A 26,255-nucleotide genomic window follows, 5' to 3' on the forward strand; every position below is an offset into this window, starting at 1 on the left:
CGGGGGGGGGGTGCCGGGGCCCCGGCCCCCCCCACCCCCGCACGGGCGGCGAAGCCGCCTTAGAGCAGGGCGCCGATCTCGTCGGCGGCCTCGGTGCCGTAGGCCTCGGCGAGCCGCTTGACGGCGTCGTCGCGGTCGAGAGTCCATTCCTGGGTGCCGACGGTCTCGAGCACCAGCACCGCCACCAGCGAGCCGAGCTGTGCCGACCGCTCGAGGCTCAGGCCCGCGCTCTGTCCGGTGAGGAAGCCGGCGCGGAAGGCGTCGCCGACGCCGGTGGGATCCACCTTCGCCTTCTCGGGCACGACGCCGACGCGGATGAAGTTGCCCTCGCGGTCGACGATCTCGACCCCCTTGGACCCGAGCGTGGTGACCCGCAGCCCCACCTGCTGCGCAACCTCGGACTCGGTGAGCTCGGTCTTCTGCAGCAGCAGGCCCCACTCGTACTCGTTCGTGAACAGGTACTTCGCCCCGCCGATCAGTTCCTTCGCCTCCGCGCCGGACAGGCGCGCGAGCTGCTGCGAGGGGTCGGCCGCGAACGGCAGCCCCAGCTCGCGGCACTGCTCGGTGTGCCGGATCATCGCGGCGGGGTCGTTGGCGCCGATCAGGACCAGCTCGACACCCTCCGCCAGGCCTGCGAGGGAGATCTCGCGGGCCTCGCTCATGGCACCCGGGTAGAACGACGCGATCTGCGCCATGTCCTCGTCGGTGGTGCACACGAAGCGCGCGGTGTGGGCGGTGGTGGAGACGTGCACGGAGTCGCAGTTGACCCCGGCGGCCTCCAGCCAGGCCTGGTATTCGGCGAAGTCGGCACCGACGGCTCCGACTAGCAGCGGGGTGCCGCCGAGGACGCCCATCGCGTACGCGATGTTGCCGCCGACGCCACCGCGGCGCACCACCAGGTCGTCGACGAGGAAGCTCAGCGAGATATGGCTGAGCTGGTCGGCGAGGAGCTGGTCGGCGAAGCGTCCGGGGAACCGCATCAGGTGATCGGTGGCGATGGAGCCGGTGACCGCAATTGTCACGCGCAGAGACCTCTCAGTAGTTCGTCATGTGTCGCAAAAGGCCCACGGTACCCGGCAGGTCGCAGGCGCGGCGACCACAGCGTCCGGCGGCCGCACCCCGGAGACGACTCTGACGCGGGCCCCGAGGGGCACCGCGTCAGAATGTGTCGACGAACTCACGCGACGCGCACGTCGCGGGGTCGATCAGTTGAACGAGTCTCCACAGGCGCAGGAGCCGGTGGCGTTCGGGTTGTCGATCGTGAAGCCCTGCTTCTCGATGGTGTCGACGAAGTCGATCGAGGCGCCCTCGACGTACGGCGCGCTCATCCGGTCGACCGCGAGGGCGACGCCGCCGAAGTCGACGATCAGGTCACCGTCGAGGTTCCGGTCGTCGAAGAACAGCTGGTAACGCAGTCCGGCGCAGCCGCCCGGCTGCACAGCGATGCGCAGCGCGAGGTCGTCGCGACCTTCCTGGTCGAGCAGCGCCTTGGCCTTCGACGCGGCGGCGTCGGTCATGGTGACCTTGTGCGCTTCCGTCTCGACCGGGGCTGTCGTCTCGTTCTGCACAGTCATGGGCTCTCCCTGTTCGCTCGTACCAAACCCGTGAACGCTTCAACGGTACTCTGCCGTGCAGTATTCCTGACGCCGCCGACGACCTTGACGGCGCCGTCGACTCGGGGTGGTTGCCTCCAGTGTGCCGTGTCCTGCCGCGGCGGCGCCACCACCGGCCCGGTCATCGCGCCGCGGGTGGCCACCGCCGAGCCACCGTCTCGGTGAGCGCCCGCAGCTGGCCCGCCGCGTCGGACATCGCCAGGTCCACCGAGCCGGCGTGCTCGGTCACCGAGTAAGCCGCGAGCAGGCCCGCACCCAGGGCCGCGCCCTCGTCGAGCTGCACCTGGCCCGCGATCACGATCGTCGGCACGCCCTGCCGAGCTGCCGCCTCGGCCAGGGCGATCACCACCTTGCCGTGCAGCGACTGGTGATCGAACCGGCCCTCCCCCGTGATCACCAGGTCGGCCGACGCCAGCAACGCCCGCTGCCCGGTGTGCGCCCCGACCACCGCGGCCCCCGACTCCCTCGTCGCGCCGAGCGCCAGCAGTGCCGCCCCGATCCCGCCTGCCGCACCCGCACCCTCGTCGTCCGCGACCCGGCGCCCGACGGCCGACTCGAGCACCAGCGACCACTCCGCGTTGCGGCGCTCCAGCAGCTCGACGGTCGCGCGGTCGGCACCCTTCTGGGGCCCGAACACCGACGCGGCGCCGTGCTCGCCGAGCAGGGGGTTCCGCACGTCCGTGGCGGCGATCAGCCGGACCCCGGCCAGCCGCTCCCGCGCGGCCACGACGGCCGCGCCATCCGCCCCACCACCGAGCACCTCGACCAGTCCCCTGCCGCCGTCGGTGCAGCCACTGCCGCCGAGCCCAATCACCACCGTGGTCGCGCCCGCGTCCACGGCGGCGGCGATCAGCTGCCCGACGCCGCGGCTGTGCGCGGCGACCGCGGTCCGCGGGTTCGGCGGCCCGCCGAGCAGCGCCAACCCGCACGCCTGTGCCGACTCGACGTACGCGATGTCCCCGGCCGCCAGCCACCGCGCCCGCACCGGCGCGCCGAGCGGGCCGTCGACGGTCGCGGCGATCGGCTCGCCGAACCGGGCCGCGAGCACATCGACGAACCCGGGTCCGCCGTCGGACTGCGGCGCCAGGGTCAGCTCGTCACCGGGCCTGCCCGCGGACCAGCCCGCCGCCATCGACGCGGCGGCCGCCATCGCGGTGAGGGTGTCGCCGAACGAATCCGGCGCGATCAGCACTCGCATCGGCAGAGTGTAGGACCGGCGCCGCCGCCCGGCAGCGCACCGACCGGCCCGCGGCGACAACCCCGGCGGGACGGGCGGGAATCGCGGCGCGCACAGCAAGTAACCTGAAGGGGTGAAGCTGCTGCGCCGAGGAAACTCCGACACCCCCGACAACGGCGACCGCGAGGTCGTCGCGTCGACCGCGGTCGAACCGACCTCCACGTCCGAGACCGAGGGCAAGGGCAGGCCGACCCCGAAGCGCCGCGAGGCCGAGAGCAAGCGACGCGGCCCGGTCGCACCCGCGCCGCTCACCGCGAAGGAAGCCAGGGCGCGCCGCAAGCAGAACCAGGGCAGCAAGGAGGAGCGCAAGGTTGCCTCCGCTGAGCGCCGCGCGACCGCCGCCGACCGACGCGCCCGGATGCTCGCGGGCGAGGACAAGTACCTGCTGCCCCGCGACAAGGGCCCCGTGCGCGCCTACGTCCGCGACCTCGTCGACTCCCGCAGGCACCTGGTCGGGCTGTTCATGCCGCTGGCGCTGCTGCTGATCATGGCGATGTTCCTGAGCCCCGCGATCCAGTCGATCGTCACGCTGGGAATGCTGGTGCTGATGCTGTTCATGCTGGCCGAGGGGTACATCATGGGCCGCACCATCAACCGGCAGGTCCGCGAACGGTTCCCCGACACCGAGGACGGCGGCCTCAAGCTCGGCTGGTACGCGTTCGTCCGCGCCTCGCAGATCCGGAAGATGCGGGCCCCGCAGCCGCGGGTCTCCCCCGGCGACGCGGTCTGAATCGCGTCTCTCAGCTGTGCGGCGCCCGGTGCCGTACCGCCGCCAGGTCGGCGAGCAGTCGCTCGGCGTCGCGATCGGTGTAGTTCACCGAACCCGATGAGGCGTCGGGTCGAAAGTAGTTGAGCACGCGCTCGATGAATGTGGTCATGGCTGCAATTTTGCGACCATAGATTTGCGGCCAACAGTGGCAGCAACGACATACTTCGTCAATATCGCGCCATATACTTTCCCCATGCTGTCTTCCGTCGCCGTGCTCGTCGTCGACCGCGTCGCGATGTTCGAATTCGGCGTGGTCTGCGAGGTGTTCGGCACCGACCGCACCGCGGCGGGCGTGCCCGCGTTCGACTTCCGGGTCTGCGGGCCGGATGCGGAGGTGCCGCTCCAATCCACCACCCCGGGCGTCTCCATCACCCCCGCGCACGGACTCGACGGCCTGCGCGGCGCGGACCTGGTCGCCATCCCGGCCGCGGCGTCGCGCGCCGACTTCCCTCCGGATGTGGTCGCGGCGCTGCGCGACGCCGCGGACGCAGGCGCCACCATCCTCACGGTCTGCTCGGGCGCGTTCCTGGCCGGCGCCGCCGGCCTGCTCGACGGACGCAGGTGCACCACCCACTGGTTACACGTGGACGAACTGGCCCTGGCCTACCCCGCTGCCACCATCGACCCCGACGTCCTCTTCGTCGACGAGGGCTCCCTCATCACCAGTGCGGGCACCGCCGCCGGGATCGACGCCTGCCTGCACCTGGTCCGGCGCGAACTCGGCAGCGCCGTCGCGAACACCATCGCCAGGCGCATGGTGGTGCCGCCGCAACGGGACGGTGGTCAGCGGCAATTCATCGAGCGGGCGGTGGTCGACTGCGCCAACGACAGCATCACCGAAACCCTGCGGTGGATGAGCGAGCACCTCGGCGACACCCACAGCGTCGAGAACCTGGCCGCGCGGTCATCGATGTCGACCCGCACGTTCGCGCGGAAGTTCGCGGCCGAGACGGGCACCACCCCGGTGAAATGGCTGACGACGCAACGGGTGTTGCTGGCGCAGCACCTCCTCGAGGAGACCGGATTCGGGCTGGAGGAGATCGCGGGCCGCTGCGGGTTCGGTTCCGGCGCGCTGCTGCGCCACCACTTCCACCGACAGGTCGGACTGGCCCCCGCCGACTACCGACGACGGTTCGGTGCCCGCACCCCGGCCGTTGGTACCGTCTAGCCCGTGCCGTCTCCCGCTCCGCCGCCCCCGCTGCGCACCCTCGTGCTGGGCGGGGCCCGATCCGGCAAGTCCGGCCACGCCGAGGCGTTGATGGATTCGCCTGGGGCCGCCGTCCGCTACATCGCCACGGCCTGCCTCGACGCCTCCGACGCCGACTGGGAGCAGCGGATCGAGGCGCACCGACGCCGCCGCCCGCCGGAATGGACCACGGTCGAGAGCGCCACCGGCGCCGGGCTCGCCGAACTGCTGCGCGCCGACCCGACCCCGACCATGGTCGACGACCTGGGCACCTGGCTGACCGCGGAGATGGACGCGGCGGCGGCCTGGGAACTCCCGCGAGGCACCCTCGCCCCACGCATCGACGACCTGGTCGACGCCGTCGCCCACCATCGCGGCAGACTTGTCGTGGTCAGCCCGGAGGTGGGCCTCGGCGTGATCCCGGAGACCCGGTCGGGCCGGCTGTTCCGCGACGAGATCGGCGCCCTCAACGCGAGGATGGCGCAGGTCTGCGACGAGGTGCTGCTGGTGGTGGCCGGACTGGCCACCAGACTCAAGTGACACCCTGCTGAAGTGAGAGGTCAACTGTGACAACCGAATCGGGCACCCCGGCCGAGGCAGTCTTCGAGACCGTCACACCGCCGGACCAGGCCGTGGCAGCCGCGGCGGACGCCCGCCAGCAGCAGCTGACCAAGCCCGCGGGCTCGCTCGGCCGGCTCGAGGCCCTCGGCGGCTGGGCGGCGGCCTGCCAGGGCCAGTGCCCGCCCCGGCCGTTCGAACGCCCCCGGGTGGTGGTCTTCGCAGGCGACCACGGCATCACCGCGCACGGCGTCTCGGCGTATCCCGCCGAGGTGACCGCACAGATGGTGGCCAACTTCCAGGCGGGCGGCGCGGCCGTGAACGCGCTCGCCGCCACGACCGGGGCGGGAGTCCGGGTGGTCGACATCGCCGTGGCGACCGACACCGACGCCGCCGTCTCCGCGCATAAGGTCCGACGCTCCAGCGGCTCCATCGACCGCGAGGATGCGCTCAGCGAGTCGGAGACGCTCCGGGCCATCACCGCCGGGCGCGCGATCGCCGACGAGGAGGTCGACGCGGGCGCCGACCTGCTCATCGCGGGCGAGATGGGCATCGGCAACACCACCCCCGCCACGGTGCTGATCGCCGCGCTGACCAACACCGAACCGGTGGCCGCGGTCGGCCGCGGCACCGGCGTCGACGACGCCGGATGGAGCCGCAAGACCGCCGCCATCCGCGACGCGATGCGCCGGGTCCGACCCGTCACCGCCGACCCGGTGGCGCTGCTGCGGGTGGGCGCGGGCGCCGACCTGGCGGCGATGGCCGGGTTCCTGGCCCAGGCCGCACTGCGCCGGACCCCCGTCATCCTCGACGGTGTCGTGGTGACGGCCGCCGCCATGGTCGCGGAGGACCTCGCGCCGGGCGCCCGCGAGTGGTGGGTGGCCGGGCACCGGTCCACCGAACCCGCGCACACCATCGCACTCAAGCACCTGCGGCTCGAGCCGATCCTCGAACTGGGCATGCGGCTCGGCGAGGGGTCAGGAGCACTGGTGGCCCTGCCCGTGCTGCAGTCCGCGGTCACCACCCTGGCGAACATGGCGACGTTCACCGACGCGGGCGTGAGCACCGAATCCGACACAACCGAAGCCGAAGCGCGCTGACGGTGGGCGCCGCGCTGGGCGGGGTCCGGCTCGCGCTGTCCTGGCTGACGGTGCTGCCCGGACGCCACGGCCCCGACGAACCGGTGATCGACCGGGCGGCGGGCCGCCGGGCGATCACCGCGACGCCGGTGGTCGGGCTGCTGCTCGGCGCGACCTGCGCGGGCCTGCTCTGGTCGCTGCTCTCGGCCGAGCTCGATCCGGGCCTGGCCGGGCTGGTCGCGGTGGCCGTGCTGGCGCTGCTCACCCGCGGCATGCACGTCGACGGGCTGGCCGACACCGTCGACGGGCTCGGCTGCTACGGCCCGCCGGAGCGTGCGCTCGAGGTGATGCGCGGCGGGGGCATCGGCCCGTTCGGCGTGGTCGCGCTCATCGTCTGCGTTGGCGCGCAGGCACTCTCGTTCGGCTCGCTGGCCCAGTCCGGGCAGTGGGCCGCGATCGTCGTCGCGGTGGCTGCGGGCCGGGTGGCGGTGGTGCTCGCCTGCCGTCGCGGGGTGCCTGCCGCAGGACCGACCGGCTTCGGTGCGCTGGTCGCCGACGGTCAGGGCCGCCTGGCGTGCGCGGGATGGTCCCTGCTCCTGGTCGCGGGGGCGGCCTTGGCGGTGCCGGAGCGCTGGTGGCAGGGACCGCTGGTCGTCGCCGCTGCCCTCACGGTGGCGGCACTGCTGACCCGGCATTGCGTCCGCCGGTTCGGCGGCGTCACGGGCGACGTGCTCGGCGCTGCGGTCGAGGTGACGGTGACGATGGTCGCCGTCGGGTTCGTGCTCGGCGGCTGAGTCCGGCGGCAACCGCAGCGACCGTTGTGGATGGTCGCTGCGGTTGCCGAGTCCGGCTGGTGCGTCAGCCGCCGATCTTGGCGATGACCTGGTCGGCCATCTTCTGCATGCCGAGCGCGTTGGGGTGGATCGGGACCGTGTTCAGACCCCAGGCGGCCGGCTCGACCCAGCGGGTGCCGATGGGCTTGCACGCGTCGTGGCCCACGGACGACGACATGTCGACGAAGGTGGTGCCCGTCTCGTCAGCGGCACGCTTGATGACGTTGTTAACGGTGTTCTGGATGTTGTTGACGTAGGCCACATCGCCCTTGGCGATCGGCATCGTCAGGAAGCAGTTGGAATTATCGGCGGGCATGACCTGCGGGTATCCGACGATGGCGACCTCCGCGGACGGCGCCTTGGCGTGAATGTCCTCGAGGGCCTTCTTCACGTCGGGGTACGTCTTGTTGAGGACGTCGTTCACGAAGCGGTCGCCGTAGATTTTCGTGCAGGGGCTACCGAAGCCGAGGCTCGCGCTACCCGCGCTCATGCAGGCGGCGATCGTCTTGACGAGGGTGTCGTTGTTGTTGCCGCCGATGGTCAGGGTGACCAGTTTGGTGTCGGCTTTGACGGCGTCGAGCTGCGGCTTCAGGCTGGGGTACTGGGCTTCGTAGAAGTCCTGGGTCTTCGCGCCGCCGCAGGTGGCGTCGGTGAAGGACGCGACCCCGAGGGCGTCGGCGACGAGGTTCGGGTAGTTGCGGGTGGTCCGCAGGCAAGCCGGGGTGACGGTGAGGTCGGGAGGCAGGATGCCGGACCCGGCGCTGTAGCTGTCGCCGAGGGCGACGTAGGGGCCGGTAGCCGGGGCGGCCTGGGCGGGGATGGCCGTCGCGAGGGCGACGCCCACGGTGCACGCGGCAAGGGTTGCAGCGGTGATCCGCGTACGGAGAGTGGATACCATCTAGAAGCTCCTGTCGATCAGCCAAGTTACCGGACAGTAACGGCTCGGCAGGAACTGTGACACGGCACACAATGCCGCGCAAGAGTGAAATCGGACACCAACCGTCCCGGAATTTGCGCCACGTGGAAACGCGACGCTGCGTGGCGTCCGGGAGGTCGGGTAGGACCGAGAGAGCGGCCGTATCTCAGGCCAGCGCCGTCATCCACCCGTGGGTGTCGGCGAAGGTGCCGCGCTGGATCCCGGTGAGGGTGTCGCGCAAGGCCATCGTGACCTCGCCCGGCTCGCCGTCGCCGATGGTGAACTCGCCCGAGGCCGACTTCACCGTGCCGACCGGGGTGATGACCGCGGCGGTGCCACAGGCGAACACCTCGGTGATCTCACCGGAGCCGGCCTTCTCGCGCCACTCGTCGGTGCTGATCCGGCGCTCCTCGACCGCGAACCCCGCATCGGCCGCCAGCGTCAGGAGGGAGTTACGGGTGATGCCGGGCAGCAGCGCACCGGACAACTCGGGGGTCACCAGGCGGGCGGACGAGCCGGACCCGAAGACGAAGAACAGGTTCATCCCGCCCATCTCCTCGACGTAGCGGTGCTCGTTCGCGTCGAGCCACACCACCTGGTCGCAGCCCTCCTCGGCCGCCTGTGCCTGCGCGACCAGCGATGCCGCGTAGTTGCCTGCGAACTTCGCCGCGCCGGTGCCGCCGGGAGCCGCGCGCACGTACTCGGTGGACAACCACACGCTCACCGGCTTGACCCCGCGCGGGAAATACGCGCCCGCGGGCGAGGCGATCAGCAGGTACCGATACTCGGTCGCAGGCCGCACCCCGAGCCCGACCTCGGTCGAGATCATGAACGGCCGCAGGTACAGCGAGTCCTCGCCACCCGCGGCGGGCACCCAGTCCCGGTCCACCGCGAGCAGCTCGGTGACCGAGGCGAGGAACAGCTCGTCGGGCAGCTCCGGCATCGCGATCCGGCGGGACGAGGCACGCAGCCGGTCCGCATTCGCGGTCACCCGGAACGAGGCGATGGACCCGTCCTGCTGGCGGTACGCCTTGAGGCCCTCGAAGATCGCCTGACCGTAGTGCAGCACCATGGCCGCCGGGTCGAGCGAGAGCGGACCGTACGGTCGCACGGTCGGGCTGTGCCACCCGACGCCCTCGGTGTAGTCGATGGTGACCATGTGATCGGTGAAGTGCTTCCCGAACCCGGGAGCAGCCAGCACCTGATCGCGCTCCGCGGCGGTGGCGGGCGAGGGGTGCGGGATGCGCGTGAACTCGAGAACACCAGTCATGGCGGGAATCCTATCGAACCGGGTGGGGGCGGTTACTTGGTGTTCACGGGGACGAACGGTGGGTTGACGACCTCGCAGCGCAACGCCCGGCCACGCACGTCGACCTCGATCTGATCGCCCGCCCCGACACCCGCGTCCGAATCGAGCAGCGCCAGCGCGATCCCGACCTTGAGCGTGGGCGAGAAGGTGCCCGACGTCGTCTCCCCGATCGGGGCGCCGTCACGCATGACGGTCTGGCCCTGGCGCAGCACGCCGCGATCGAGCGCCTTGATGCCCCACATCTTGCGGGCGGGTCCGGCCTCCTTCTCCGCGACCAGCGCGGCGCGGCCCCAGAACTCCGGCTTCTTCCACCCGATCGCCCAGCCGCAGCGCGCCTGCAGCGGCGAGATCTCCGTCGACAGTTCGTGTCCGTGCAGCGGGTAGCCCGCCTCGGTGCGCAGGGTGTCGCGGGCACCGAGTCCGGCGACCTCCCCGCCCGCCGCGCGGACCTCGGCGACGAGCGCGCGGAACACCTTTTCGCAGTCGTCCCACGCGGGCAGCAGTTCGTAGCCGTGCTCGCCGGTGTACCCGGTGCGGCAGACCCGGACCGTGACACCCCCGAAGGCGGCGTCGGCGAATTCCATGTAGCCCATGTCCGATGGAAGTCCGAGCGCGGCAAGGATTTCCGCGGACTTCGGGCCCTGCACCGCGAGCACGCCGAAGTCGCGATGCTGGTCGGTCACCGTGATCCCCGCAGGCGCCTTGGCGGCCAGCTCGGCGACGACGGCCGCGGTGTTGGCGGCGTTCGGGACCAGGAAGATCTCCTCGTCGCTGACGTAGTAGACGATCAAGTCGTCGGTGACGCCGCCTGCCTCGGTGGCGCACAGCGTGTACTGCGCCTGGCCGGGTCCGATCTTGCCCAGATCGTTGGTGAGAGAGGCGTTCACGAACTCCGCCGCGCCCGGACCCGCGACGAGCGCCTTGCCCAGATGACTGACGTCGAAGACGCCGACGGTGTCGCGGACGGCGGTGTGCTCGGCCACCACACCCGCATACGAAACCGGCATCTCCCAGCCGCCGAACGGGGCGAAGGTGGCACCCAGTTCGGCGTGCACCGCGCGGAGGGGGCCCTGCAAGAGTTCTGCGTCGCTCATGGGCGTCAACGCTAGCCGACCGTGGTACCCCCTCCGCACTAGAGTTGGCGCGCAGTTGTTCACCAACAGATCAGGAGATCGAAGTGAGTGCCGCCAAGACCCCCACATCACCGCTCGGCCCCGAACTCGCGCTGGCCGGCACCGTCGCCGATGAGAGGGACGTGCACGTCGCAGAGCAGGTGGAGGTCCTCGTTATCGGCCTGACCACGGGAACCGACGGACCGGAGGCATCGGTCGGCGAGGCGCTCGACGACGCGACCGCCGAGGCGGTGCTCGCCGGACTGGTGGCGGTGGGGGCAACCGGCAAGGCGGAGGAGCTGACCCGGATCCCGGCACCGGCGGGGGCGGGCGTCGACAGCATCCTCGCGGTGGGGCTCGGCGCCCCCGACGACGTCGACGCCGACCAGATCCGCGAGTCCGCTGGCGCCGCCGCTCGCGCGCTGGCCGGGACCGCCGTCGCGGCGACCACGCTGTCCGGCCTCGACCTCGGCGCGGCGGCGGAGGGCTTCTACCTCGGCGCGTATGCCTTCACCCGGTTCAAGTCGGCCAAGTCGGCCCCGAAGGAGAACGGGAAGCCGCTCGCGCGCGTGAAGCTGCTTGTCGAGGCACCGGCCGACAAGGAGTCCGAGGCCACGCTCGCCCGGTCCGCCGCGATCGCGGAGGCCGTCGCCACCGCGCGTGAGTTCGTGAACACCCCGCCGAGCCACCTCTACCCGGAGGAGTTCGCCGCCCGCGCCAAGGCGCTCGGCACGACAGCCGGACTCGAGGTGGAGATCCTCGACGAGAAGGCGCTCGAGAAGGGCGGCTACGGCGGCATCCTCGGCGTCGGCAAGGGATCCTCGCGTCAGCCGCGACTGGTCCGGCTCACCCACAAGGGATCGGGCGGCAAGTCGGTGGCACTGGTCGGCAAGGGCATCACCTTCGACACCGGTGGCATCTCGATCAAGCCGGCCGCGGGCATGGAGAACATGACCTCCGACATGGGCGGCGCGGCTGCCGTCGTCGCGACGGTCGTGCTGGCCGCGAAGCTCGGGCTGAAGGTCGGCGTCGACGCGTGGGTGCCGATGGCCGAGAACATGCCGTCGAGCACCGCCCAGCGTCCCGGCGACGTGCTCACCCAGTACGGCGGCACCACGGTCGAGGTCATCAACACCGACGCCGAGGGACGGCTGGTCCTGGCCGACGCGATGGTGCGGGCCTGCGAGGAGAACCCCGACTACCTGATCGACACCGCGACCCTGACCGGTGCGCAGATGGTGGCACTCGGCAACCGCACCCCCGGCGTCATGGGTACCGACGAGTTCCGTGATCGGGTGGCCCGCATCTCGCAGCAGGTCGGCGAGAACGGTTGGGCGATGCCGCTTCCCGCCGAGCTGCGCGCGGACCTCAACTCGAAGGTCGCGGACCTTGCCAACGTCACCAACCACCGGTGGGGCGGCATGCTCGCCGCCGCGATCTACCTCAAGGAGTTCGTCGCCGAGGGCGTGCAGTGGGCGCATATCGACGTCGCCGGTCCCGCGTACAACACCGGCGGGCCGTTCGGCTACACCGGCAAGGGCGGTACAGGCGTTCCGGTGCGGACACTGATCAGCGTGCTCGAGGACATCGACGAGCAGGGCTGACGCCCCGTGCGCGGTTGACGGGTCCATAGACCCGTTGGCCGCGCACGGGCCGTCAGGCCTCGCGGGCGCGGTTGCGGAGGATCTTCTGCCGGGCGTCGTAGTCGCGCATCCGCTGCGGATACCCGGTCTTGTGGACGTCATAGACGGGGATGTGCAGATCCTCTCCGAGTCGGCGGGCGCCGTGCGCCCCGCCGACGGGGCGGCGCGTCCACTCCCCGTCGTTCGCGACGAGCACGACGGTGACCGGAGTGACGGTCGTCTGCGGCTCGACGTAGGCCTCCACACCGATGTGCGTGCGCACCCAGTTCGCCAGGTATTGGGCATCCGCCCCGTGCGTGCCGTGCCTGCCGGACCCCGCCCGTCCCCTCGAGAGCCTGCTGAAAAGACCCACGTCCTACCTCCTCCCGCCGTGGCGCAACCGCCCGTTCTGTCCAGTTTCAAGTTTGCCAGGGCTAGCTGAGAAGCGAATGTGGAACTTGTGACGAGGCCCTCATAGGACGGGCGAAACCGATCAATGACAGGATGGGACCGCGAGGTTCGCGGTCGCAACACGCCCCGTGGACCCTGTACGACCCGCACAATGGTTTTCGACCACAAGTCGGCAAAACTCAACAACCCGAACACAACTGTCGAGGAGTCAAAAGCATGGCCTTCTCCGTCCAGATGCCAGCTCTTGGTGAGAGCGTTACCGAGGGGACTGTCACGAGGTGGCTCAAGCAGGAAGGAGATACGGTCGAAGTCGACGAGCCCTTGCTCGAGGTCTCCACTGACAAGGTCGACACCGAGATCCCTTCCCCGGTGGCAGGCGTGCTGACCAAGATCGTCGCGCACGAGGATGAGACCGTCGAGATCGGCGGAGAGCTCGCGGTCATCGGCGCGGCAGGCGAAGCCGCCGCACCCGCAGCCGCCCCGGAGCCCGCCGCACCGGCCGCGCCTGCTGCACCCGCGCCCGCCGCAGAAGCACCCGCCGCACCCGCGCCCGCCGCGCCTGCCGCAGAAGCACCCGCCGCACCCGCGCCTGCCGCACCCGCGTCGGGAACCCCGATCACCATGCCGGAACTCGGCGAGTCCGTCACCGAGGGCACCGTCACCCGGTGGCTGAAGGCCGTCGGCGACTCGGTTGCCGTCGACGAGCCCTTGCTCGAGGTCTCGACCGACAAGGTCGACACCGAGATCCCGTCGCCCGTCGCGGGCACGCTGCTCGAGATCAGCGCCCAGGAGGACGACACCGTCCCGGTCGGCGGCCAGCTCGCTGTCATCGGTTCGGGTGCCCCCGCCGCCGCGCCTGCAGCCCCTGCCGCGCCGCCTGCTCCCCCCGCGCCCGCAGCCCCTGCCGCGCCGCCGGCCCCCCCGGCACCGCCCGCCCCTGCTGCTGCCCCGGCGCCTGCCGCTCCCGTGGCCGCCGCTCCGGCTCCGGCTCCCGCAGCTCCCGCTCCGGCGCCCGCACCGGCCGGCGACGCCAGCCCGTACGTGACCCCCCTGGTCCGGAAGCTGGCCACCGACAACAACGTCGACCTGTCGACGGTCACCGGCACCGGTGTCGGTGGACGCATCCGCAAGCAGGACGTGCTCGCCGCCGCCGAGGCCAAGAAGGCCCCGGCCGCTGCCCCCGCGGCAGCCGCAGCACCGGCAGCCGCAGCACCCGCGGCCGGCGTCCGACCCGAGCTCGCGCACCTGCGCGGCACCACGCAGAAGGTCAACCGGATCCGCCAGATCACGGCGGTCAAGACGCGGGAGTCGCTGCAGACCACCGCGCAGCTGACCCAGACCTTCGAGGTCGACGTCACCCGGATCGTCGCCCTGCGGGCCCAGGCCAAGGCCGGGTTCGCCGAACGCGAGGGGGTGAACCTGACCTTCCTGCCGTTCTTCGCGAAGGCCGTGGTCGAGGCACTCGGCGCACACCCGAATGTCAACGCCAGCTACAACGAGGGCGCCAAGGAGATCACGTACCACGCGGCCGAGCACCTGGGCATCGCGGTGGACACCGAGCAGGGCCTGCTCTCCCCGGTGATCCACAACGCGGGCGACCTGTCCCTGGCCGGGCTCGCCCGGGCGATCGCGGACATCGCCAAGCGGGCCCGCTCCGGCGGCCTCAAGCCGGACGAGCTGGCCGGCGGCACCTTCACGATCACCAACATCGGCAGCCAGGGCGCCCTGTTCGACACCCCGATCCTGGTGCCGCCGCAGGCCGCCATGCTCGGCACCGGTGCGATCGTCAAGCGCCCCATGGTGATCACCGACGAGAACGGCAACGAGTCCATCGGCGTCCGGTCGATGTGCTACCTGCCGCTCACCTACGATCACCGCCTGATCGACGGCGCCGACGCTGGTCGGTTCCTCACCACGATCAAGCAGCGGCTCGAGGAAGCATCGTTCGAGGCGGAACTGGGGCTCTAGCCCGCCACGCCCGGCGGCCTGTGGATCGGCAGCACGGACACTCCCGTCGGGGGCATCATCGGAATCACCGATGGTGCCCCCGTCGGCGTCAGGAGGCAGCACGATGCGAGTGACAATCGCGGGTTCGTCCGGCTTGATCGGGTCATCCCTTGTGGCCACGCTGCGGGCCGACGGCCACGAGGTCCGGCGACTGGTGCGGCGTACGGCCGCGGGACCCGATGAGTTCCGCTGGGCGCCCGAACTCGGCGAGGTCGACGACCGCGCGCTCACCGGCGCGGACGCGGTCGTGAACCTGTGCGGAGTCAATTTCGGCGACACGCGGTGGAACGGTGCGTTCAAGCAGTCGCTGCGGGACAGCAGGATCACCTCCACCGACGTGATCTCGCGAGCGGTCGCCGCGGCCGGTGTGCCGACGCTGCTCAACGCCAGCGCGGTCGGCTACTACGGCGACACCGGCGAGCGGATCGTCGACGAGACGGCCCCTGCCGGATCCGGGTTCCTGGCCGACCTGTGCCGGGACTGGGAGGCGGCGACCGCGCCCGCGCGCGAGGCCGGCGCGCGGACGGTGCTGCTGCGGACCGCGGCCGTGATCTCCCCTCGGGGCGGGCTGCTTGGCCGGCTGCGTCCGCTGTTCCGGCTCGGCCTCGGCGGCAGGCTCGGCACCGGACGGCAGTACCTGTCCTGGATCTCGCTCGAGGACGAGCTGAGCGCGATCGGGTTCGCGCTGCGCACCGAGACCATGAGCGGCCCGGTGAACCTCGCCGGGCCCTCGCCCGCCACCAACGCGTGCTTCACCGCCGAGCTGGGCCGGGCCCTGCACCGCCCGACGCCGTGGGTGGTGCCCGGATTCGCGGTGCGCGCCCTGGTCGGCGAGATCGCGGACGAGGTCGCGCTGACCGGACAGCGGGCACTCCCGGTGGCGCTGGAGAATGCCGGGTTCACGTTCCACCACAACACCATCGGCGAGGCCATCGACGCCGCGCTGTCGGACTGAACCCGGTCGCCGGGACCACACCGAGCCGCCCGGCGGGTCCGGCGTAACGTGTGCCCCATGGGCGCCACTTCCTCGGTTCGGTTCAGCACAGATCCCCTCGAGGTGAGGAACCTCGGCATCCTCGACTACCTGGCGGCGTGGGACCTGCAGCGCGAACTCGCCCTCGATCGGGCCGACGATCGCGGACGCGACACCATGCTGCTGCTCGAGCATCCGTCGGTGTACACCGCCGGGCGACGCACCGCCCCGGAGGACCGGCCCGCCGACGGCACCCCGGTGATCGACGTGGACCGTGGCGGCAAGATCACCTGGCACGGCCCCGGACAGTTGGTCGGCTACCCGATCGTCAAGCTCGCCGTGCCGGTCGACGTGGTGAACTACGTCCGACGCATCGAGGAGGCGCTGATCTCCGTCTGCACCGGTCTCGGCATCGAGTGCGGACGCGTCGAGGGCCGCTCCGGGGTGTGGCTGCCCGCCTCGCTGACCGGCGGAACCTGGCTGCCCGAACGCAAGATCGCCGCGATCGGCGTGCGCATGCAGCGCGGGGTGGCCATGCACGGCTTCGCCATCAACTGCGACGCGAACCTCGGGGCCTTCGACGAGATCATCCCGTGCGGTATCCCCGACGCCGGGGTCACCTCGCTCACCCGCGAACTCGGGCGCGCGGTCACCGTCGCCGAGATCACCCCCGCGGTCGTCGCCGCGGTCACCGCTGCGCTCGACGGTGAACTCGAGGTCGCCGTGCACGACATCGAGCGCATCACGTTCGACGAGGCGGCCGCTGCGGCGCCAGCCGAGTTCACCACGCACCGGTTCGTCTGACGCGAATTCCCTGCTCTCTCCCGCTCGTCCGACGCCATCCCGGTCGCCGCGCGCCATCGCGCCGGGCGTAGCATCGGAGCCGTGACTGTGGCCCCAGAAGGACGCAAGCTGCTCCGTATCGAGATCCGAAACGCGGAGACCCCCATCGAACGCAAACCCAACTGGATCAAGACCCGAGCCAAGATGGGCCCGGAGTACTCCGAGCTCAAGGGTCTGGTCAAGCGGGAGGGTCTGCACACGGTCTGTGAAGAGGCCGGCTGCCCCAACATCTACGAGTGCTGGGAAGACCGCGAGGCGACGTTCCTCATCGGCGGTGAACAGTGCACCCGCCGTTGCGATTTCTGCCAGATCGACACCGGCAAGCCGGATGCGCTCGACCGCGACGAGCCGCGACGGGTCGCCGAGTCCGTGCAAGCGATGGGCCTGCGGTACTCGACGATCACCGGCGTCGCCCGCGACGACCTCGAGGACGGCGGCGCCTGGCTGTACGCCGAGACGGTCCGTCAGATCCACGCCCTGAACCCGGGCACCGGCGTCGAGAACCTGATCCCCGACTTCAACGGCAAGCCAGACCTGCTGGCCGAGGTGTTCGAGTCGCGGCCGGAGGTGCTCGCGCACAACGTCGAGACGGTCCCGCGGATCTTCAAGCGCATTCGTCCGGCGTTCCGGTACGAGCGTTCGCTTGGCGTCATCACCGCCGCCCGCGACTTCGGTCTGGTCACCAAGTCGAACCTGATCCTCGGCATGGGCGAGACCCCCGAGGAGATTCGTCAGGCGCTGGTCGACCTGCATGAGGCCGGCTGCGACATCATCACCATCACCCAGTACCTGCGTCCCTCGCCTCGGCACCACCCCGTCGAGCGCTGGGTCAAGCCGGAGGAATTCGTCGAGCACTCCGAGTTCGCCACCGAGCTCGGCTTCGCGGGTGTGATGGCCGGGCCGCTGGTCCGCTCCTCGTACCGGGCCGGTCGCCTCTACGCGCAGGCGATGGCGCACCACGGCCGCGAGCTGCCCGAGGGCCAGGCACATCTCGCCGACGGCGGCAGCGCCTCGCAGGAAGCCAGCTCGCTGATGGCTCGGCTCGCCCGCGCCTGACCCGACCGCCACTCGGGTGCGGTTCGCCTTCGGCCAGGGACGTATCCTGTGACGTATGGCGAACGGCAAGGGCAAGCCCACCAAAGAGGCGAAGGCCGCGGCGAAAGCGGCCCGTAAGAAGGCATCGAAGGAGCGCAGGAGCCAGCTCTGGCAGGCCTTCCAGATGCAGCGCAAGGAAGACAAGCTGCTGCTGCCCCTGATGATCGGTGCCGTCGTCGGCCTCGCCGTGGTGTTCTTCCTGGTCGGCCTCATCTTCGGGATCCAGTGGTTCCTGCTGCCGATCGGCATCCTGCTCGGCGTGCTCGGCGCGTTCATCATCTTCGGCAGGCGAGTGCAGAAGACCGTGTACGGCAAGGCCGAGGGTCAGGCCGGTGCCGGTGCGTGGGCACTGGACAACCTGCAGGGCGGCTGGCGTGTCACCAACGCGATCGCAGGCACCACCCAGCTCGACGCCGTGCACCGGGTGATCGGCAGGCCCGGCGTCATCCTGGTTGCCGAGGGTTCGCCGCAGCGGCTGAAGTCCCTTCTCGCGCAGGAGAAGAAGAAGACCGCGCGGCTGGTCGGCGACACCCCGATCTACGACATCATCATCGGCAACGACGAGGGCCAGGTTCCGCTGTCGCAGCTGCAGAAGTACCTGTCGAAGCTGCCGAAGAACATCGACTCCAAGCGGATGGACTCGATCGAGGCGCGACTCGCGGCGCTCGGGGCGCGCGGCGGCCCGGCGATGCCGAAGGGCCCGCTGCCCGGCGGCGCCAAGATGAAGGGCGTCCAGCGCACCATGCGCAGGCGCTGACGCTCCCCTCACAACCGAAGTGCCCTCGTACGTGAATCACGTCGAGGGCACTTCGTTTTCGGGTGCGGGCTAGCGCGAGCGCACCAGCGCGGTGCCGGTGGCGCGGTCGTGCATGCCGCGACCGTCGAGGTCGGTGATCAACGCGGGGACGACGAACACCAGCAGCACCTGCCGGGCCAGCGCCCGCACGATGCCGACCGGCACCGGGCCGTCGACACGGGCCACCTGCAACCCCACGCAGTACTGACCCGGGGTGAACGAGAACAGCGACACGGTGACCACGCCGACGACGAACCAGACCATCAGGATCACGCTGCCGAGCCGGCCGTCGAGCGCGTCTCCGCCGAGGAACAGCAGGGCGACGCCGCCGCCCATCAGCCAGTCGATCATGAAGGCCGCGAGCCGACGGCCGGTACCGACCAACGAGCCGGGACCCGCCTCGGGCAATCCGAGGCGCTCGCCCTTGTAGAAGTTCTCGGTGCCGTCCTCACCCTTGGGGAGGGCCGCCGAGGGGCCAGAGAGCCAGGATCCGGTCATTCGCGCCATGCATCCAGGATAGGCCCAGCGTGGCGGGCCGATCCCGATGGCCTAGGGAGGGTGTGATCTATGTCTTCCATCGAGACGTGTAACACTGCCGAAACATGGACTTGATTGCTGGGCAACACCGAGTCCATACCGTCTGTGTCGAGCTAAGCCGCCGTACTGAACAATGGCAGGCACCAACTGAAGGAGCACACGCGTGGCGTTCACCACGGCCGAAGAGGTCATCAACTACATCGCCGACGAGAAGATCGAGTACGTCGACATCCGGTTCAGCGACCTGCCGGGCGTTCAGCAGCACTTCTCGATCCCGGCGTCCGCCTTCAACAAGGACGTCTTCGAGGATGGACTCGCGTTCGACGGTTCGTCCGTCCGCGGTTTCCAGTCGATCCACGAGTCGGACATGATGCTCCTGCCCGACGTCACGACCGCTCAGATCGACCCGTTCCGCGCCGCCAAGACGCTGAACATCAACTTCTTCGTGCACGACCCGTTCACCCGTGAGTCCTACAGCCGCGACCCGCGTAACGTCGCGCGCAAGGCCGAGGAGTACTTGGTCAGCACCGGCATCGCCGACACCGCCTTCTTCGGCGCCGAGGCCGAGTTCTACATCTTCGACTCGGTTCGCTACGACTCCGGCATGAACGGCGCGTTCTACGAGGTCGACTCCGTCTCGGGTTCCTGGAACACCGGCAACGAGGTCAACGCCGACGGCAGCCCGAACCTCGGCTACAAGGTCCGCGCCAAGGGCGGCTACTTCCCCGTCGCCCCGTACGACCACTACGTCGACCTGCGTGACGAGATCTCCACCAACCTGCAGAACGCGGGCTTCGAGCTCGAGCGTGGACACCACGAGGTGGGCACCGGCGGCCAGCAGGAGATCAACTACAAGTTCAACACGCTGCTCGCGGCCGCAGATGACCTGCAGCTGTTCAAGTACATCGTGAAGAACACCGCCTGGCAGCACGGCAAGTCGGCCACCTTCATGCCGAAGCCGCTCTTCGGCGACAACGGCTCGGGCATGCACGTGCACCAGTCGCTGTGGAAGGACGGCAAGCCGCTGTTCCACGACGAGTCCGGCTACGCGGGCCTGTCCGACATGGCGCGCCACTACATCGGCGGCATCCTGCACCACGCCCCGTCGCTGCTGGCCTTCACCAACCCGACCATCAACTCGTACCACCGCCTGGTGCCGGGCTACGAAGCCCCCATCAACCTGGTGTACAGCCAGCGCAACCGCTCCGCGGCCGTGCGTATCCCGATCACCGGCAACAACCCGAAGGCCAAGCGCCTCGAGTTCCGCGCGCCGGACTCCTCGGGCAACCCGTACCTGAACTTCGCCGCGCAGATGATGGCCGGCCTGGACGGCATCAAGAACAAGATCGAGCCGATGGCGCCGGTCGACAAGGACCTCTACGAGCTCCCGCCGGAGGAGGCCCGCAACATCCCGCAGGCCCCCACCAGCCTGGCGACGGTCATCGACCGCCTCGAGGCCGACCACGACTACCTCACCGAGGGTGGCGTGTTCACCACCGACCTGATCGAGACCTGGATCTCGCTCAAGCGTGAGCAGGAGATCGCCCCGGTCAACCTGCGGCCGCACCCGTACGAGTTCCAGCTGTACTACGACGTGTAAGTCGTGATGCACGGCTGAATCTCAGCTGACGACAACGGCGCCCCAACCATTCGGTTGGGGCGCCGTTGTCATGAGATCAGTACCTTCGGGCCGCGAAGAACGGCATCGAGTCCAGCGGCGCCTTCTTCACCGGCTGACCCGACGTGGACGCGTGCACGACCATGCCGCCGCCCGCGTACAGCCCCACGTGCTCGGCGCCGTTGAACAGCACCACGTCGCCCGGTTGCAGGTCACCCTTGCCGACCGCCGATCCGCCCTTGACCTGGTCATAGGTGGTGCGCGGGACGGAAACTCCCGCCTGCCGGTACGCCCACTGGACCAGGCCCGAGCAGTCGAAGGTGTCCGGTCCTGTCGCGCCCCACACATAGGGTGCGCCGATCTTTGTCTGCGCCGCGTCGACCGCGCGCTGTCCGTGCGTGACCACTGCCTCGGGAGCGATCGACCCGGCCGGCGGCATGCCCGGCACCTCGAAGCCTCCCACCCCCGGGATCGTGAGCGGCTGCGCGATCGCGGGCGCGACGGGGACCGCCAAGGCCCCGACGGTGATCGCACCCAGCAGCAGGCCACGGGTGAGTCGGTTGTTCTTCTGCAGGCGATTGTTGCCCATACGAGGGTCCTCCGGGTTCCGATGACCGATACCTCGTGTGGATCGGTCGGGTGTCGGAACCCAGAGTCTCTTCGTTACCTATTCGAAACATCGGGAGAACTACCCGGATCGGTACCCGTTTCGTGATAACCGGGTACCTGTTCGTTATGGTCGGGTTACCCGGCCTGAAACCGTACCGACTCCCCGGTCGGTACGGCCTCACTCCTCACGATTGGCGCCTCGGCCATGTGCGCCGCGCTACCCGGACACGCGCATCACGGCGTGTTGATGTAGTCCTCGATCGCCTTCTGCGCCTTGGGGTTGCCGTTGCCGATGCCGACGAGCGCACCGGTGACGGCACCGGTCGGGAGGCCGATCATGCAGCCTGCCAGGCTGCCGGGGAACATCGAGAGGCATCCCACGCCGAGGCCGATGGCCGCGCCGATCGCCGTTCCGGCTGCCCCTCCGTTGGCCCAGCCGAGGTTGAGCTCGTTGAGCATGTTGTCCAGCGCCGCTTGTTTCTGATCGACCTGGTGTACCCCAGGGACCAGTTGCCCAGCCAGGCCGTCGTTCGGGTCGATCGGGCTGGCGTGCGCGGTGCCCGCTCCGGCGATCACCGCCGCGGCGAACAGGGCGGAAGCGGACGCTCGAGTCACTCGGTTCATTTCGATCCCCACCTTGCCGACGAAGGACGAGTCAGAATCCGATCGTAGGGTCCGGTGGCGTCGCGGGGTGGGAGAACCGCCGCAGCGCGCTGCCGGACCCCGCCCGCGGCACCGCTGCCGGAGGCTCGGTCAGGCGCCGAAAGTGTGCTCCACGACGGCCTTTGCCCGCCGCGTCACCCGCAGGTAGTTGTCCAGGAACTCCCCCGCGTCGCCGCTGTTCCACCCCGCGACCTGCGCGACAGCGGACAACACGCGGCCCGGTCCCGGCAACTGGTCGGTCGCCTTGCCGCGCACCAACACCAGCGCGTTGCGCGCCTTGGTCGCGGTGAGCCAGGCCTCGCGTAGCAGCTCGATGTCCGTCTCGCTCATCAGCTCCGCCGCACCGATCGCATCCAGCGTCTCGAGGGTGGAGGTGTTGTGCAGGGACGGCACGTCGTGGGCGTGCCGGAGCTGGATCAGCTGGACCGTCCACTCCACGTCGGCCAGACCGCCGCGGCCGAGCTTGGTGTGGGTGGCCGGGTCGGCGCCGCGCGGCAGCCGCTCCGAGTCGACCCGCGCCTTGATCCGCCTGATCTCGCGGACCGCCTGTTCGGAGACCCCGCCCTCCGGATACCGGGTCTGGTCGATCATGTGCAGGAACCGCAGGCCGAGGTCCTCGTCTCCGGCGGCCGTGTGCGCGCGCAACAGCGCCTGGATCTCCCAGGCCTGTGCCCACTGTCGGTAGTACGCCTCGTACGACGCGAGCGTCCGCACCAGTGGCCCGTTGCGGCCCTCGGGGCGCAGTCCGGTGTCCACCTCGAGCGGAGGATCCGTGCTCGGCGCACCGAGCAACTTCTGCACCCGATCCGCAATGCTGTTGGCCCACTTGACCGCCCGGACCTCGTCCTCGCCGGGCCTGGGTTCACACACGAACAACACGTCGGCATCCGAGCCGTAGCCGAGCTCCCCGCCGCCGAGCCTGCCCATCCCGATCACCGCGAACGACGCGGGCGCGGGTCCGCCCAGTTCGGTCTCGCTGGCCCGGATCACCGCATCCAGCGCGGCACCGAGGACCGCCGCCCACACGGACGAGAGCGCGCGGCACACCTGCGGCACGTCGAGCATTCCGAGCACGTCAGCCGAGGCCACCCGGGCCAACTCGTGCCGACGCAGCGAGCGCGCGGCTCCGACCGCACGCGCCGGATCGTCGTAGCGCGCCGAGGAGGACAGGATTCCGCGGGCGACCTCGTCCGGGTCGACGTCGAGCAGACGGGGTCCGGTCGGACCGTCGGCGAACAGCCGCAGCACGTCCGGCGCCTTGATCAGCAGGTCCGGGATGTACGCGGACGACCCGAGCACGATCATCAGCCGCTGGGCCACCGCACCCTCGTCGCGCAGGACGCGGAGAAACCAGTCCTGCTCGTGCATGGCCTCGGACAGCCTGCGGTATGCCAGCAGGCCGGCGTCGGGATCGGGTGTGTCACTGAGCCATTCGAGCAGTGTCGGCAGCAGCAGGGCCTGGATCCGACCCTTCCGTGAGGCGCCGCCCGTCAGCGCCTTCAGGTGACCGAGCGCGTTCTCCGGCACGGTATAGCCGAGCGCGGCGAGCTGACGCGTCGCCGCGTCCGGGCTCAACCGCATCGCGTCCTTGTCCAGCCGGGCAACCGATTCCAGCAGCGGACGGTAGAAGAGCTTGGCGTGCAGGCGGCGGATCCGGTGCGCGTTGCGCTTGACCTCCGCATTGAGGACGCCGAGCGCATCCTTCTGACCATCCGGACGCATGTGCGCGGCGCGGGCCAGCCAGCGCAACGCCTCCTCGTCGTCCGCTGGCGGCAGCGTGTGCGTGCGCTTGAGCTTCTGCAGCTGCAAGCGGTGCTCGATCAACCTGAGGAACTCGTACGACGCGGTGAGGTTCGCGGCGTCGTCGCGTCCGACGTAGCCACCGGCCGCCAGCGCGGCAAGCGCGTCGACGGTGCCCTTCGCGTGCAGCGACTCGTCAGCCCGCCCGTGCACCAATTGCAGCAACTGGACGGCGAATTCGACGTCGCGCAGGCTACCGCGACCGAGCTTGATCTCCCGTTCGCGCAGCTCCGGCGGCACCATCTCCTCGACCCGGCGCCGCATGGCCTGCAGGTCGACGACGAAGTCCTCGCGCTCGGAGGCCGTCCACACCATCGGGCTCAGCGCGTCGACGTAGCGGTCGCCGAGCTCGAGGTCACCGGTCGACGGACGCGCCTTGAGTAGCGCCTGGAACTCCCAGGTCTTGGCCCAGCGCTTGTAGTACGCGATGTGCGAGTCGAGGGTGCGCACCAGCTCGCCGCGCTTGCCCTCGGGCCGCAGCGCCGCGTCCACCTCGAAGTAGGCGGCCGAACCCACCCGGATCAGCTCGCCCGCGAGCCTGCTGGTGGACGCGTCCGATGGCTCGGCCACGAACACCACGTCGACGTCGCTCACGTAGTTCAGTTCGCGCGCACCGCATTTGCCCATCGCGATCACGGCGAGCCGGGCCGGACACGGTCCGTCCGGATAGATCTCGGCGACGGCGACGGCGAGTGCCCCGGTGAGCGCGGCGTCGGCCATGTCGGAGAGCTGGCGCCCGACCGTCTGGTAGGGCAGCACCGGCTCGTTCTCCACGGTGGCCGCCAGGTCGGAGGCGGCCAGCACCATCAGCTGGTCCCGGTACGTCTTGCGGAGCGCGGCGATCGCGGCAGGGCCGGTGACACCCGCGCGATACACCAGGTTGGTCTCGGACGCGCTGCCGTCGGGCGTGGCCTTCACACTGGCCAGCAACTCGTCGGTGAGCTCGTCCCGGCTCGGCAGCGAGACCTCCCCCGCCAGCAACCGCCAACCCACCGGGTCGGCGACGATGTGGTCGCCGAATGCGCTCGACGCGCCGATCAGCCCGAAAAGCCTTCCGCGCAGCGCGGTATCAGTGCGGAGTTCGGCGTCGAGCTCCGCCCAATCATCGCCGAGGCGGTCCTTGACGCGGACCAGTGTGCGCAGCGCCAGGTCCGCGTTCGCGGCGCGGGAGAGCGCCCAGAGCAGCTCCAGGCTCTCCGGGTTGGCCCAGTCGAGTTCGGTGAGCTCGTCCGCCGCGGTCGGCTCGACGAGGCCGAGGCGGCCGACGCTGGGAATAGTGGAACGGGCAGTAGGTGGCTTGACCATCGTCGCTTACAGACCGAGGTAGGTCTTGAGCTCGAACGGGGTCACCTGGCTGCGATATTCCTCCCACTCGCGTCGCTTGTTGCGCAGGAAGAAGTCGAACACGTGCTCGCCCAACGCCTCTGCGACCAACTCGGAGCGCTCCATCTCGCGCAGCGCCTCGTCGAGGCTGCCCGGCAGCTCCTTGTAGCCCATCGCGCGACGCTCGGCTGAGGTCAGCGCCCACACGTCGTCCTCGGCCTCCGGCGGCAGCTCGTACCCCTTCTCGATACCGCGCAGGCCCGCGGCCAGCAGCACCGCGAAGGTGAGGTAGGGGTTGCACGCCGAGTCTGGGCTGCGGATCTCGACGCGACGCGAGGACGCCTTGTTCGGCGTGTACATCGGCACCCGGATCAGGGCCGAACGGTTCGACGGGCCCCACGATGCCGCGGTAGGTGCCTCGCCACCGTGGATCAGGCGCTTGTAGGAGTTCACCCACTGGTTGGTGACCGCACTGATCTCGCTCGCGTGCTCGAGAATGCCCGCGATGAACGCCTTGCCGGTGTCCGAGAGCTGCATCGGGTCATCCGGGTTGTGGAAGGCGTTGTTCTCGCCCTCGAACAGGCTCATGTGGGTGTGCATCGCGGAGCCGGCCTGATCGCTGAACGGCTTGGGCATGAAGGTGGCCCGTACGCCCTCGTTGATCGCCACCTCCTTCACGATGTAACGGAAGGTCATCACGTTGTCCGCCATGGACAGCGCGTCGGCGTAACGGAGGTCGATCTCCTGCTGTCCGGGCGCGGCCTCGTGGTGGCTGAACTCGACGGAGATGCCCATCGACTCGAGCGCGTCGATGGCGTGCCTGCGGAAGTTCGGCGCGGAGTCGTGCACGGCCTGGTCGAAGTAGCCGCCACTGTCCGCCGGGACCGGCGGGGAGCCGTCGACCGGACCGTTCTCGAGCAGGAAGAACTCGATCTCGGGATGCACATAGCAGCTGAACCCGAGGTCGCTGGCCTTACCCAGCTGCCTGCGCAGCACGTGCCGCGGGTCCGCCCACGACGGCGTCCCGTCCGGCATGGCGATGTCGCAGAACATGCGCGCCGAGTGCTGCGCGCCGTCCTTGTGCGCCCACGGCAGGATCTGGAACGTCGAGGGGTCGGGCTTGGCGACGGTGTCCGCCTCCGAGACCCGCGAGAAGCCCTCGATGGCTGAGCCGTCGAATCCGATGCCCTCGCTGAAGGCGCCCTCGAGTTCGGCAGGCGCGATCGCCACCGACTTCAGGTAGCCGAGTACATCGGTGAACCACAGTCGGACAAAACGGATGTCGCGCTCTTCGAGGGTGCGGAGCACGAATTCCTTTTGGCGATCCATGTCCGCGAGACTAGGCA

General features: G+C 70.1%; 25 protein-coding genes. 12 read left to right on the forward strand and 13 right to left on the reverse strand.

Annotated features, from left to right (window positions below; genetic code table 11):
• Positions 1-59: 59 nt before the first annotated feature.
• The 3 genes from ACFXMV_RS10950 to ACFXMV_RS10960 all read right to left on the reverse strand — a co-directional run bounded on the left by ACFXMV_RS10950 (position 60) and on the right by ACFXMV_RS10960 (position 2,811).
• The gene (locus tag ACFXMV_RS10950) at positions 60-1,022 is read right to left on the reverse strand and encodes a carbohydrate kinase family protein (protein ID WP_378500596.1); all 963 of its coding nucleotides are present in this window, start codon (positions 1,020-1,022) and stop codon (positions 60-62) included.
• 183 nt (positions 1,023-1,205) lie between these two features.
• Entirely contained in the window at positions 1,206-1,574 is a 369-nt protein-coding gene (locus ACFXMV_RS10955; RefSeq protein WP_378500595.1) for a HesB/IscA family protein, read from the reverse strand.
• A gap of 160 nt (positions 1,575-1,734) precedes the next feature.
• Positions 1,735-2,811: a glycerate kinase gene (locus tag ACFXMV_RS10960; RefSeq protein WP_378500594.1), complete on the reverse strand. Its 1,077-nt coding sequence runs from the start codon at positions 2,809-2,811 to the stop codon at positions 1,735-1,737.
• Between the two features lie 112 nt (positions 2,812-2,923).
• Between ACFXMV_RS10960 and ACFXMV_RS10965 the strand changes: the two genes are divergently transcribed.
• Positions 2,924-3,580 carry a DUF3043 domain-containing protein gene (locus ACFXMV_RS10965; protein WP_378500593.1) on the forward strand — a complete coding sequence of 219 codons (657 nt, stop codon included), beginning with the start codon at positions 2,924-2,926 and terminating at the stop codon, positions 3,578-3,580.
• A gap of 10 nt (positions 3,581-3,590) precedes the next feature.
• Here the strand turns inward: ACFXMV_RS10965 and ACFXMV_RS10970 are convergent, their stop codons facing one another.
• Positions 3,591-3,728, reverse strand: a complete 138-nt coding sequence (locus ACFXMV_RS10970; protein ID WP_378500592.1) for a hypothetical protein — start codon at positions 3,726-3,728, stop codon at positions 3,591-3,593.
• Between the two features lie 84 nt (positions 3,729-3,812).
• On the opposite strand from ACFXMV_RS10970, the gene ACFXMV_RS10975 reads away from it, so the two are divergent.
• From ACFXMV_RS10975 to ACFXMV_RS10990, 4 genes are read left to right on the forward strand one after another with little or no spacing between them, the layout of a single operon-like run.
• Positions 3,813-4,787, forward strand: coding sequence for a GlxA family transcriptional regulator (locus ACFXMV_RS10975; RefSeq protein ID WP_378502994.1), 975 nt, complete (start codon positions 3,813-3,815; stop codon positions 4,785-4,787).
• A 3-nt stretch (positions 4,788-4,790) separates the two neighbouring features.
• Positions 4,791-5,345, forward strand: coding sequence for a bifunctional adenosylcobinamide kinase/adenosylcobinamide-phosphate guanylyltransferase (locus ACFXMV_RS10980; RefSeq protein WP_378500590.1), 555 nt, complete (start codon positions 4,791-4,793; stop codon positions 5,343-5,345).
• 26 nt (positions 5,346-5,371) lie between these two features.
• A complete protein-coding gene (gene cobT / locus ACFXMV_RS10985; protein WP_378500589.1) occupies positions 5,372-6,463 on the forward strand; it encodes a nicotinate-nucleotide--dimethylbenzimidazole phosphoribosyltransferase in 1,092 nt (363 codons plus the stop codon).
• A 2-nt stretch (positions 6,464-6,465) separates the two neighbouring features.
• Entirely contained in the window at positions 6,466-7,236 is a 771-nt protein-coding gene (locus ACFXMV_RS10990) for an adenosylcobinamide-GDP ribazoletransferase (protein ID WP_378500588.1), read from the forward strand.
• Positions 7,237-7,300: 64 nt separating this feature from the next.
• On the opposite strand, the gene ACFXMV_RS10995 is transcribed toward ACFXMV_RS10990, so the two are convergent.
• The 3 genes from ACFXMV_RS10995 to gcvT form a co-directional block, all read right to left on the reverse strand.
• Positions 7,301-8,173: an SGNH/GDSL hydrolase family protein gene (locus tag ACFXMV_RS10995; protein ID WP_378501258.1), complete on the reverse strand. Its 873-nt coding sequence runs from the start codon at positions 8,171-8,173 to the stop codon at positions 7,301-7,303.
• 184 nt (positions 8,174-8,357) lie between these two features.
• The gene (locus ACFXMV_RS11000) at positions 8,358-9,461 is read right to left on the reverse strand and encodes a branched-chain amino acid aminotransferase (RefSeq protein ID WP_378501257.1); all 1,104 of its coding nucleotides are present in this window, start codon (positions 9,459-9,461) and stop codon (positions 8,358-8,360) included.
• Between the two features lie 32 nt (positions 9,462-9,493).
• Complete coding sequence (gcvT, locus tag ACFXMV_RS11005) at positions 9,494-10,594, reverse strand: glycine cleavage system aminomethyltransferase GcvT (RefSeq protein ID WP_378501256.1); 1,101 nt, start codon at positions 10,592-10,594, stop codon at positions 9,494-9,496.
• A gap of 83 nt (positions 10,595-10,677) precedes the next feature.
• Here gcvT and ACFXMV_RS11010 point away from each other — a divergent pair, with 83 nt between their 5' ends.
• Positions 10,678-12,216, forward strand: coding sequence for a leucyl aminopeptidase (locus ACFXMV_RS11010; RefSeq protein WP_378501255.1), 1,539 nt, complete (start codon positions 10,678-10,680; stop codon positions 12,214-12,216).
• Positions 12,217-12,268: 52 nt separating this feature from the next.
• Here ACFXMV_RS11010 and ACFXMV_RS11015 read toward each other — a convergent pair whose 3' ends face one another.
• Positions 12,269-12,607, reverse strand: coding sequence for an oxidoreductase (locus ACFXMV_RS11015; protein WP_378500998.1), 339 nt, complete (start codon positions 12,605-12,607; stop codon positions 12,269-12,271).
• Between the two features lie 254 nt (positions 12,608-12,861).
• Between ACFXMV_RS11015 and sucB the strand changes: the two genes are divergently transcribed.
• From sucB to ACFXMV_RS11040, 5 genes are all read left to right on the forward strand, one after another.
• Entirely contained in the window at positions 12,862-14,613 is a 1,752-nt protein-coding gene (sucB, locus tag ACFXMV_RS11020) for a 2-oxoglutarate dehydrogenase, E2 component, dihydrolipoamide succinyltransferase (protein WP_378500999.1), read from the forward strand.
• A gap of 103 nt (positions 14,614-14,716) precedes the next feature.
• On the forward strand, positions 14,717-15,607 hold the full coding sequence (locus ACFXMV_RS11025) for a TIGR01777 family oxidoreductase (protein ID WP_378501000.1): 891 nt from the start codon (positions 14,717-14,719) through the stop codon (positions 15,605-15,607).
• A 57-nt stretch (positions 15,608-15,664) separates the two neighbouring features.
• Positions 15,665-16,429 carry a lipoyl(octanoyl) transferase LipB gene (lipB, locus tag ACFXMV_RS11030; RefSeq protein WP_378501001.1) on the forward strand — a complete coding sequence of 255 codons (765 nt, stop codon included), beginning with the start codon at positions 15,665-15,667 and terminating at the stop codon, positions 16,427-16,429.
• An 81-nt stretch (positions 16,430-16,510) separates the two neighbouring features.
• Positions 16,511-17,524: a lipoyl synthase gene (lipA, locus tag ACFXMV_RS11035; protein ID WP_378502995.1), complete on the forward strand. Its 1,014-nt coding sequence runs from the start codon at positions 16,511-16,513 to the stop codon at positions 17,522-17,524.
• A gap of 55 nt (positions 17,525-17,579) precedes the next feature.
• Complete coding sequence (locus ACFXMV_RS11040) at positions 17,580-18,320, forward strand: DUF4191 domain-containing protein (RefSeq protein WP_378502996.1); 741 nt, start codon at positions 17,580-17,582, stop codon at positions 18,318-18,320.
• A 69-nt stretch (positions 18,321-18,389) separates the two neighbouring features.
• Here the strand turns inward: ACFXMV_RS11040 and ACFXMV_RS11045 are convergent, their stop codons facing one another.
• Positions 18,390-18,866, reverse strand: a complete 477-nt coding sequence (locus ACFXMV_RS11045) for an RDD family protein (protein ID WP_378500943.1) — start codon at positions 18,864-18,866, stop codon at positions 18,390-18,392.
• A 193-nt stretch (positions 18,867-19,059) separates the two neighbouring features.
• Here ACFXMV_RS11045 and glnA (ACFXMV_RS11050) point away from each other — a divergent pair, with 193 nt between their 5' ends.
• Positions 19,060-20,496, forward strand: a complete 1,437-nt coding sequence (gene glnA / locus ACFXMV_RS11050) for a type I glutamate--ammonia ligase (RefSeq protein WP_378500942.1) — start codon at positions 19,060-19,062, stop codon at positions 20,494-20,496.
• Between the two features lie 76 nt (positions 20,497-20,572).
• On the opposite strand, the gene ACFXMV_RS11055 is transcribed toward glnA (ACFXMV_RS11050), so the two are convergent.
• The 4 genes from ACFXMV_RS11055 to glnA (ACFXMV_RS11070) all read right to left on the reverse strand — a co-directional run bounded on the left by ACFXMV_RS11055 (position 20,573) and on the right by glnA (ACFXMV_RS11070) (position 26,238).
• A complete protein-coding gene (locus ACFXMV_RS11055; protein ID WP_378500941.1) occupies positions 20,573-21,103 on the reverse strand; it encodes a C40 family peptidase in 531 nt (176 codons plus the stop codon).
• Positions 21,104-21,357: 254 nt separating this feature from the next.
• A complete protein-coding gene (locus tag ACFXMV_RS11060) occupies positions 21,358-21,747 on the reverse strand; it encodes a hypothetical protein (RefSeq protein WP_378500940.1) in 390 nt (129 codons plus the stop codon).
• Between the two features lie 129 nt (positions 21,748-21,876).
• Positions 21,877-24,891, reverse strand: a complete 3,015-nt coding sequence (locus ACFXMV_RS11065; RefSeq protein WP_378502997.1) for a bifunctional [glutamine synthetase] adenylyltransferase/[glutamine synthetase]-adenylyl-L-tyrosine phosphorylase — start codon at positions 24,889-24,891, stop codon at positions 21,877-21,879.
• 6 nt (positions 24,892-24,897) lie between these two features.
• Positions 24,898-26,238 carry a type I glutamate--ammonia ligase gene (gene glnA / locus ACFXMV_RS11070; RefSeq protein WP_378501864.1) on the reverse strand — a complete coding sequence of 447 codons (1,341 nt, stop codon included), beginning with the start codon at positions 26,236-26,238 and terminating at the stop codon, positions 24,898-24,900.
• Positions 26,239-26,255 lie beyond the last annotated feature (17 nt).

The organism is Rhodococcus sp. NPDC059179, from assembly GCF_042754885.1.
Classification (GTDB): domain Bacteria; phylum Actinomycetota; class Actinomycetes; order Mycobacteriales; family Mycobacteriaceae; genus Rhodococcus_G.

Coding starts and splice junctions, on each gene's coding strand:
- ACFXMV_RS11060 (WP_378500940.1), bottom strand. CDS start 21,747: ATGAACCGAGTGACTCGAGCGTCCGCTTCCGCCCTGTTCGCCGCGGCG.
- lipB (WP_378501001.1), top strand. CDS start 15,665: ATGGGCGCCACTTCCTCGGTTCGGTTCAGCACAGATCCCCTCGAGGTG.
- ACFXMV_RS11000 (WP_378501257.1), bottom strand. CDS start 9,461: ATGACTGGTGTTCTCGAGTTCACGCGCATCCCGCACCCCTCGCCCGCC.
- ACFXMV_RS11065 (WP_378502997.1), bottom strand. CDS start 24,891: ATGGTCAAGCCACCTACTGCCCGTTCCACTATTCCCAGCGTCGGCCGC.
- ACFXMV_RS11040 (WP_378502996.1), top strand. CDS start 17,580: ATGGCGAACGGCAAGGGCAAGCCCACCAAAGAGGCGAAGGCCGCGGCG.
- glnA (WP_378501864.1), bottom strand. CDS start 26,238: ATGGATCGCCAAAAGGAATTCGTGCTCCGCACCCTCGAAGAGCGCGAC.
- ACFXMV_RS11045 (WP_378500943.1), bottom strand. CDS start 18,866: ATGGCGCGAATGACCGGATCCTGGCTCTCTGGCCCCTCGGCGGCCCTC.
- ACFXMV_RS10970 (WP_378500592.1), bottom strand. CDS start 3,728: ATGACCACATTCATCGAGCGCGTGCTCAACTACTTTCGACCCGACGCC.
- ACFXMV_RS11055 (WP_378500941.1), bottom strand. CDS start 21,103: ATGGGCAACAATCGCCTGCAGAAGAACAACCGACTCACCCGTGGCCTG.
- ACFXMV_RS10995 (WP_378501258.1), bottom strand. CDS start 8,173: ATGGTATCCACTCTCCGTACGCGGATCACCGCTGCAACCCTTGCCGCG.
- ACFXMV_RS10955 (WP_378500595.1), bottom strand. CDS start 1,574: ATGACTGTGCAGAACGAGACGACAGCCCCGGTCGAGACGGAAGCGCAC.
- ACFXMV_RS10960 (WP_378500594.1), bottom strand. CDS start 2,811: ATGCGAGTGCTGATCGCGCCGGATTCGTTCGGCGACACCCTCACCGCG.
- sucB (WP_378500999.1), top strand. CDS start 12,862: ATGGCCTTCTCCGTCCAGATGCCAGCTCTTGGTGAGAGCGTTACCGAG.
- ACFXMV_RS11025 (WP_378501000.1), top strand. CDS start 14,717: ATGCGAGTGACAATCGCGGGTTCGTCCGGCTTGATCGGGTCATCCCTT.
- ACFXMV_RS10975 (WP_378502994.1), top strand. CDS start 3,813: ATGCTGTCTTCCGTCGCCGTGCTCGTCGTCGACCGCGTCGCGATGTTC.
- gcvT (WP_378501256.1), bottom strand. CDS start 10,594: ATGAGCGACGCAGAACTCTTGCAGGGCCCCCTCCGCGCGGTGCACGCC.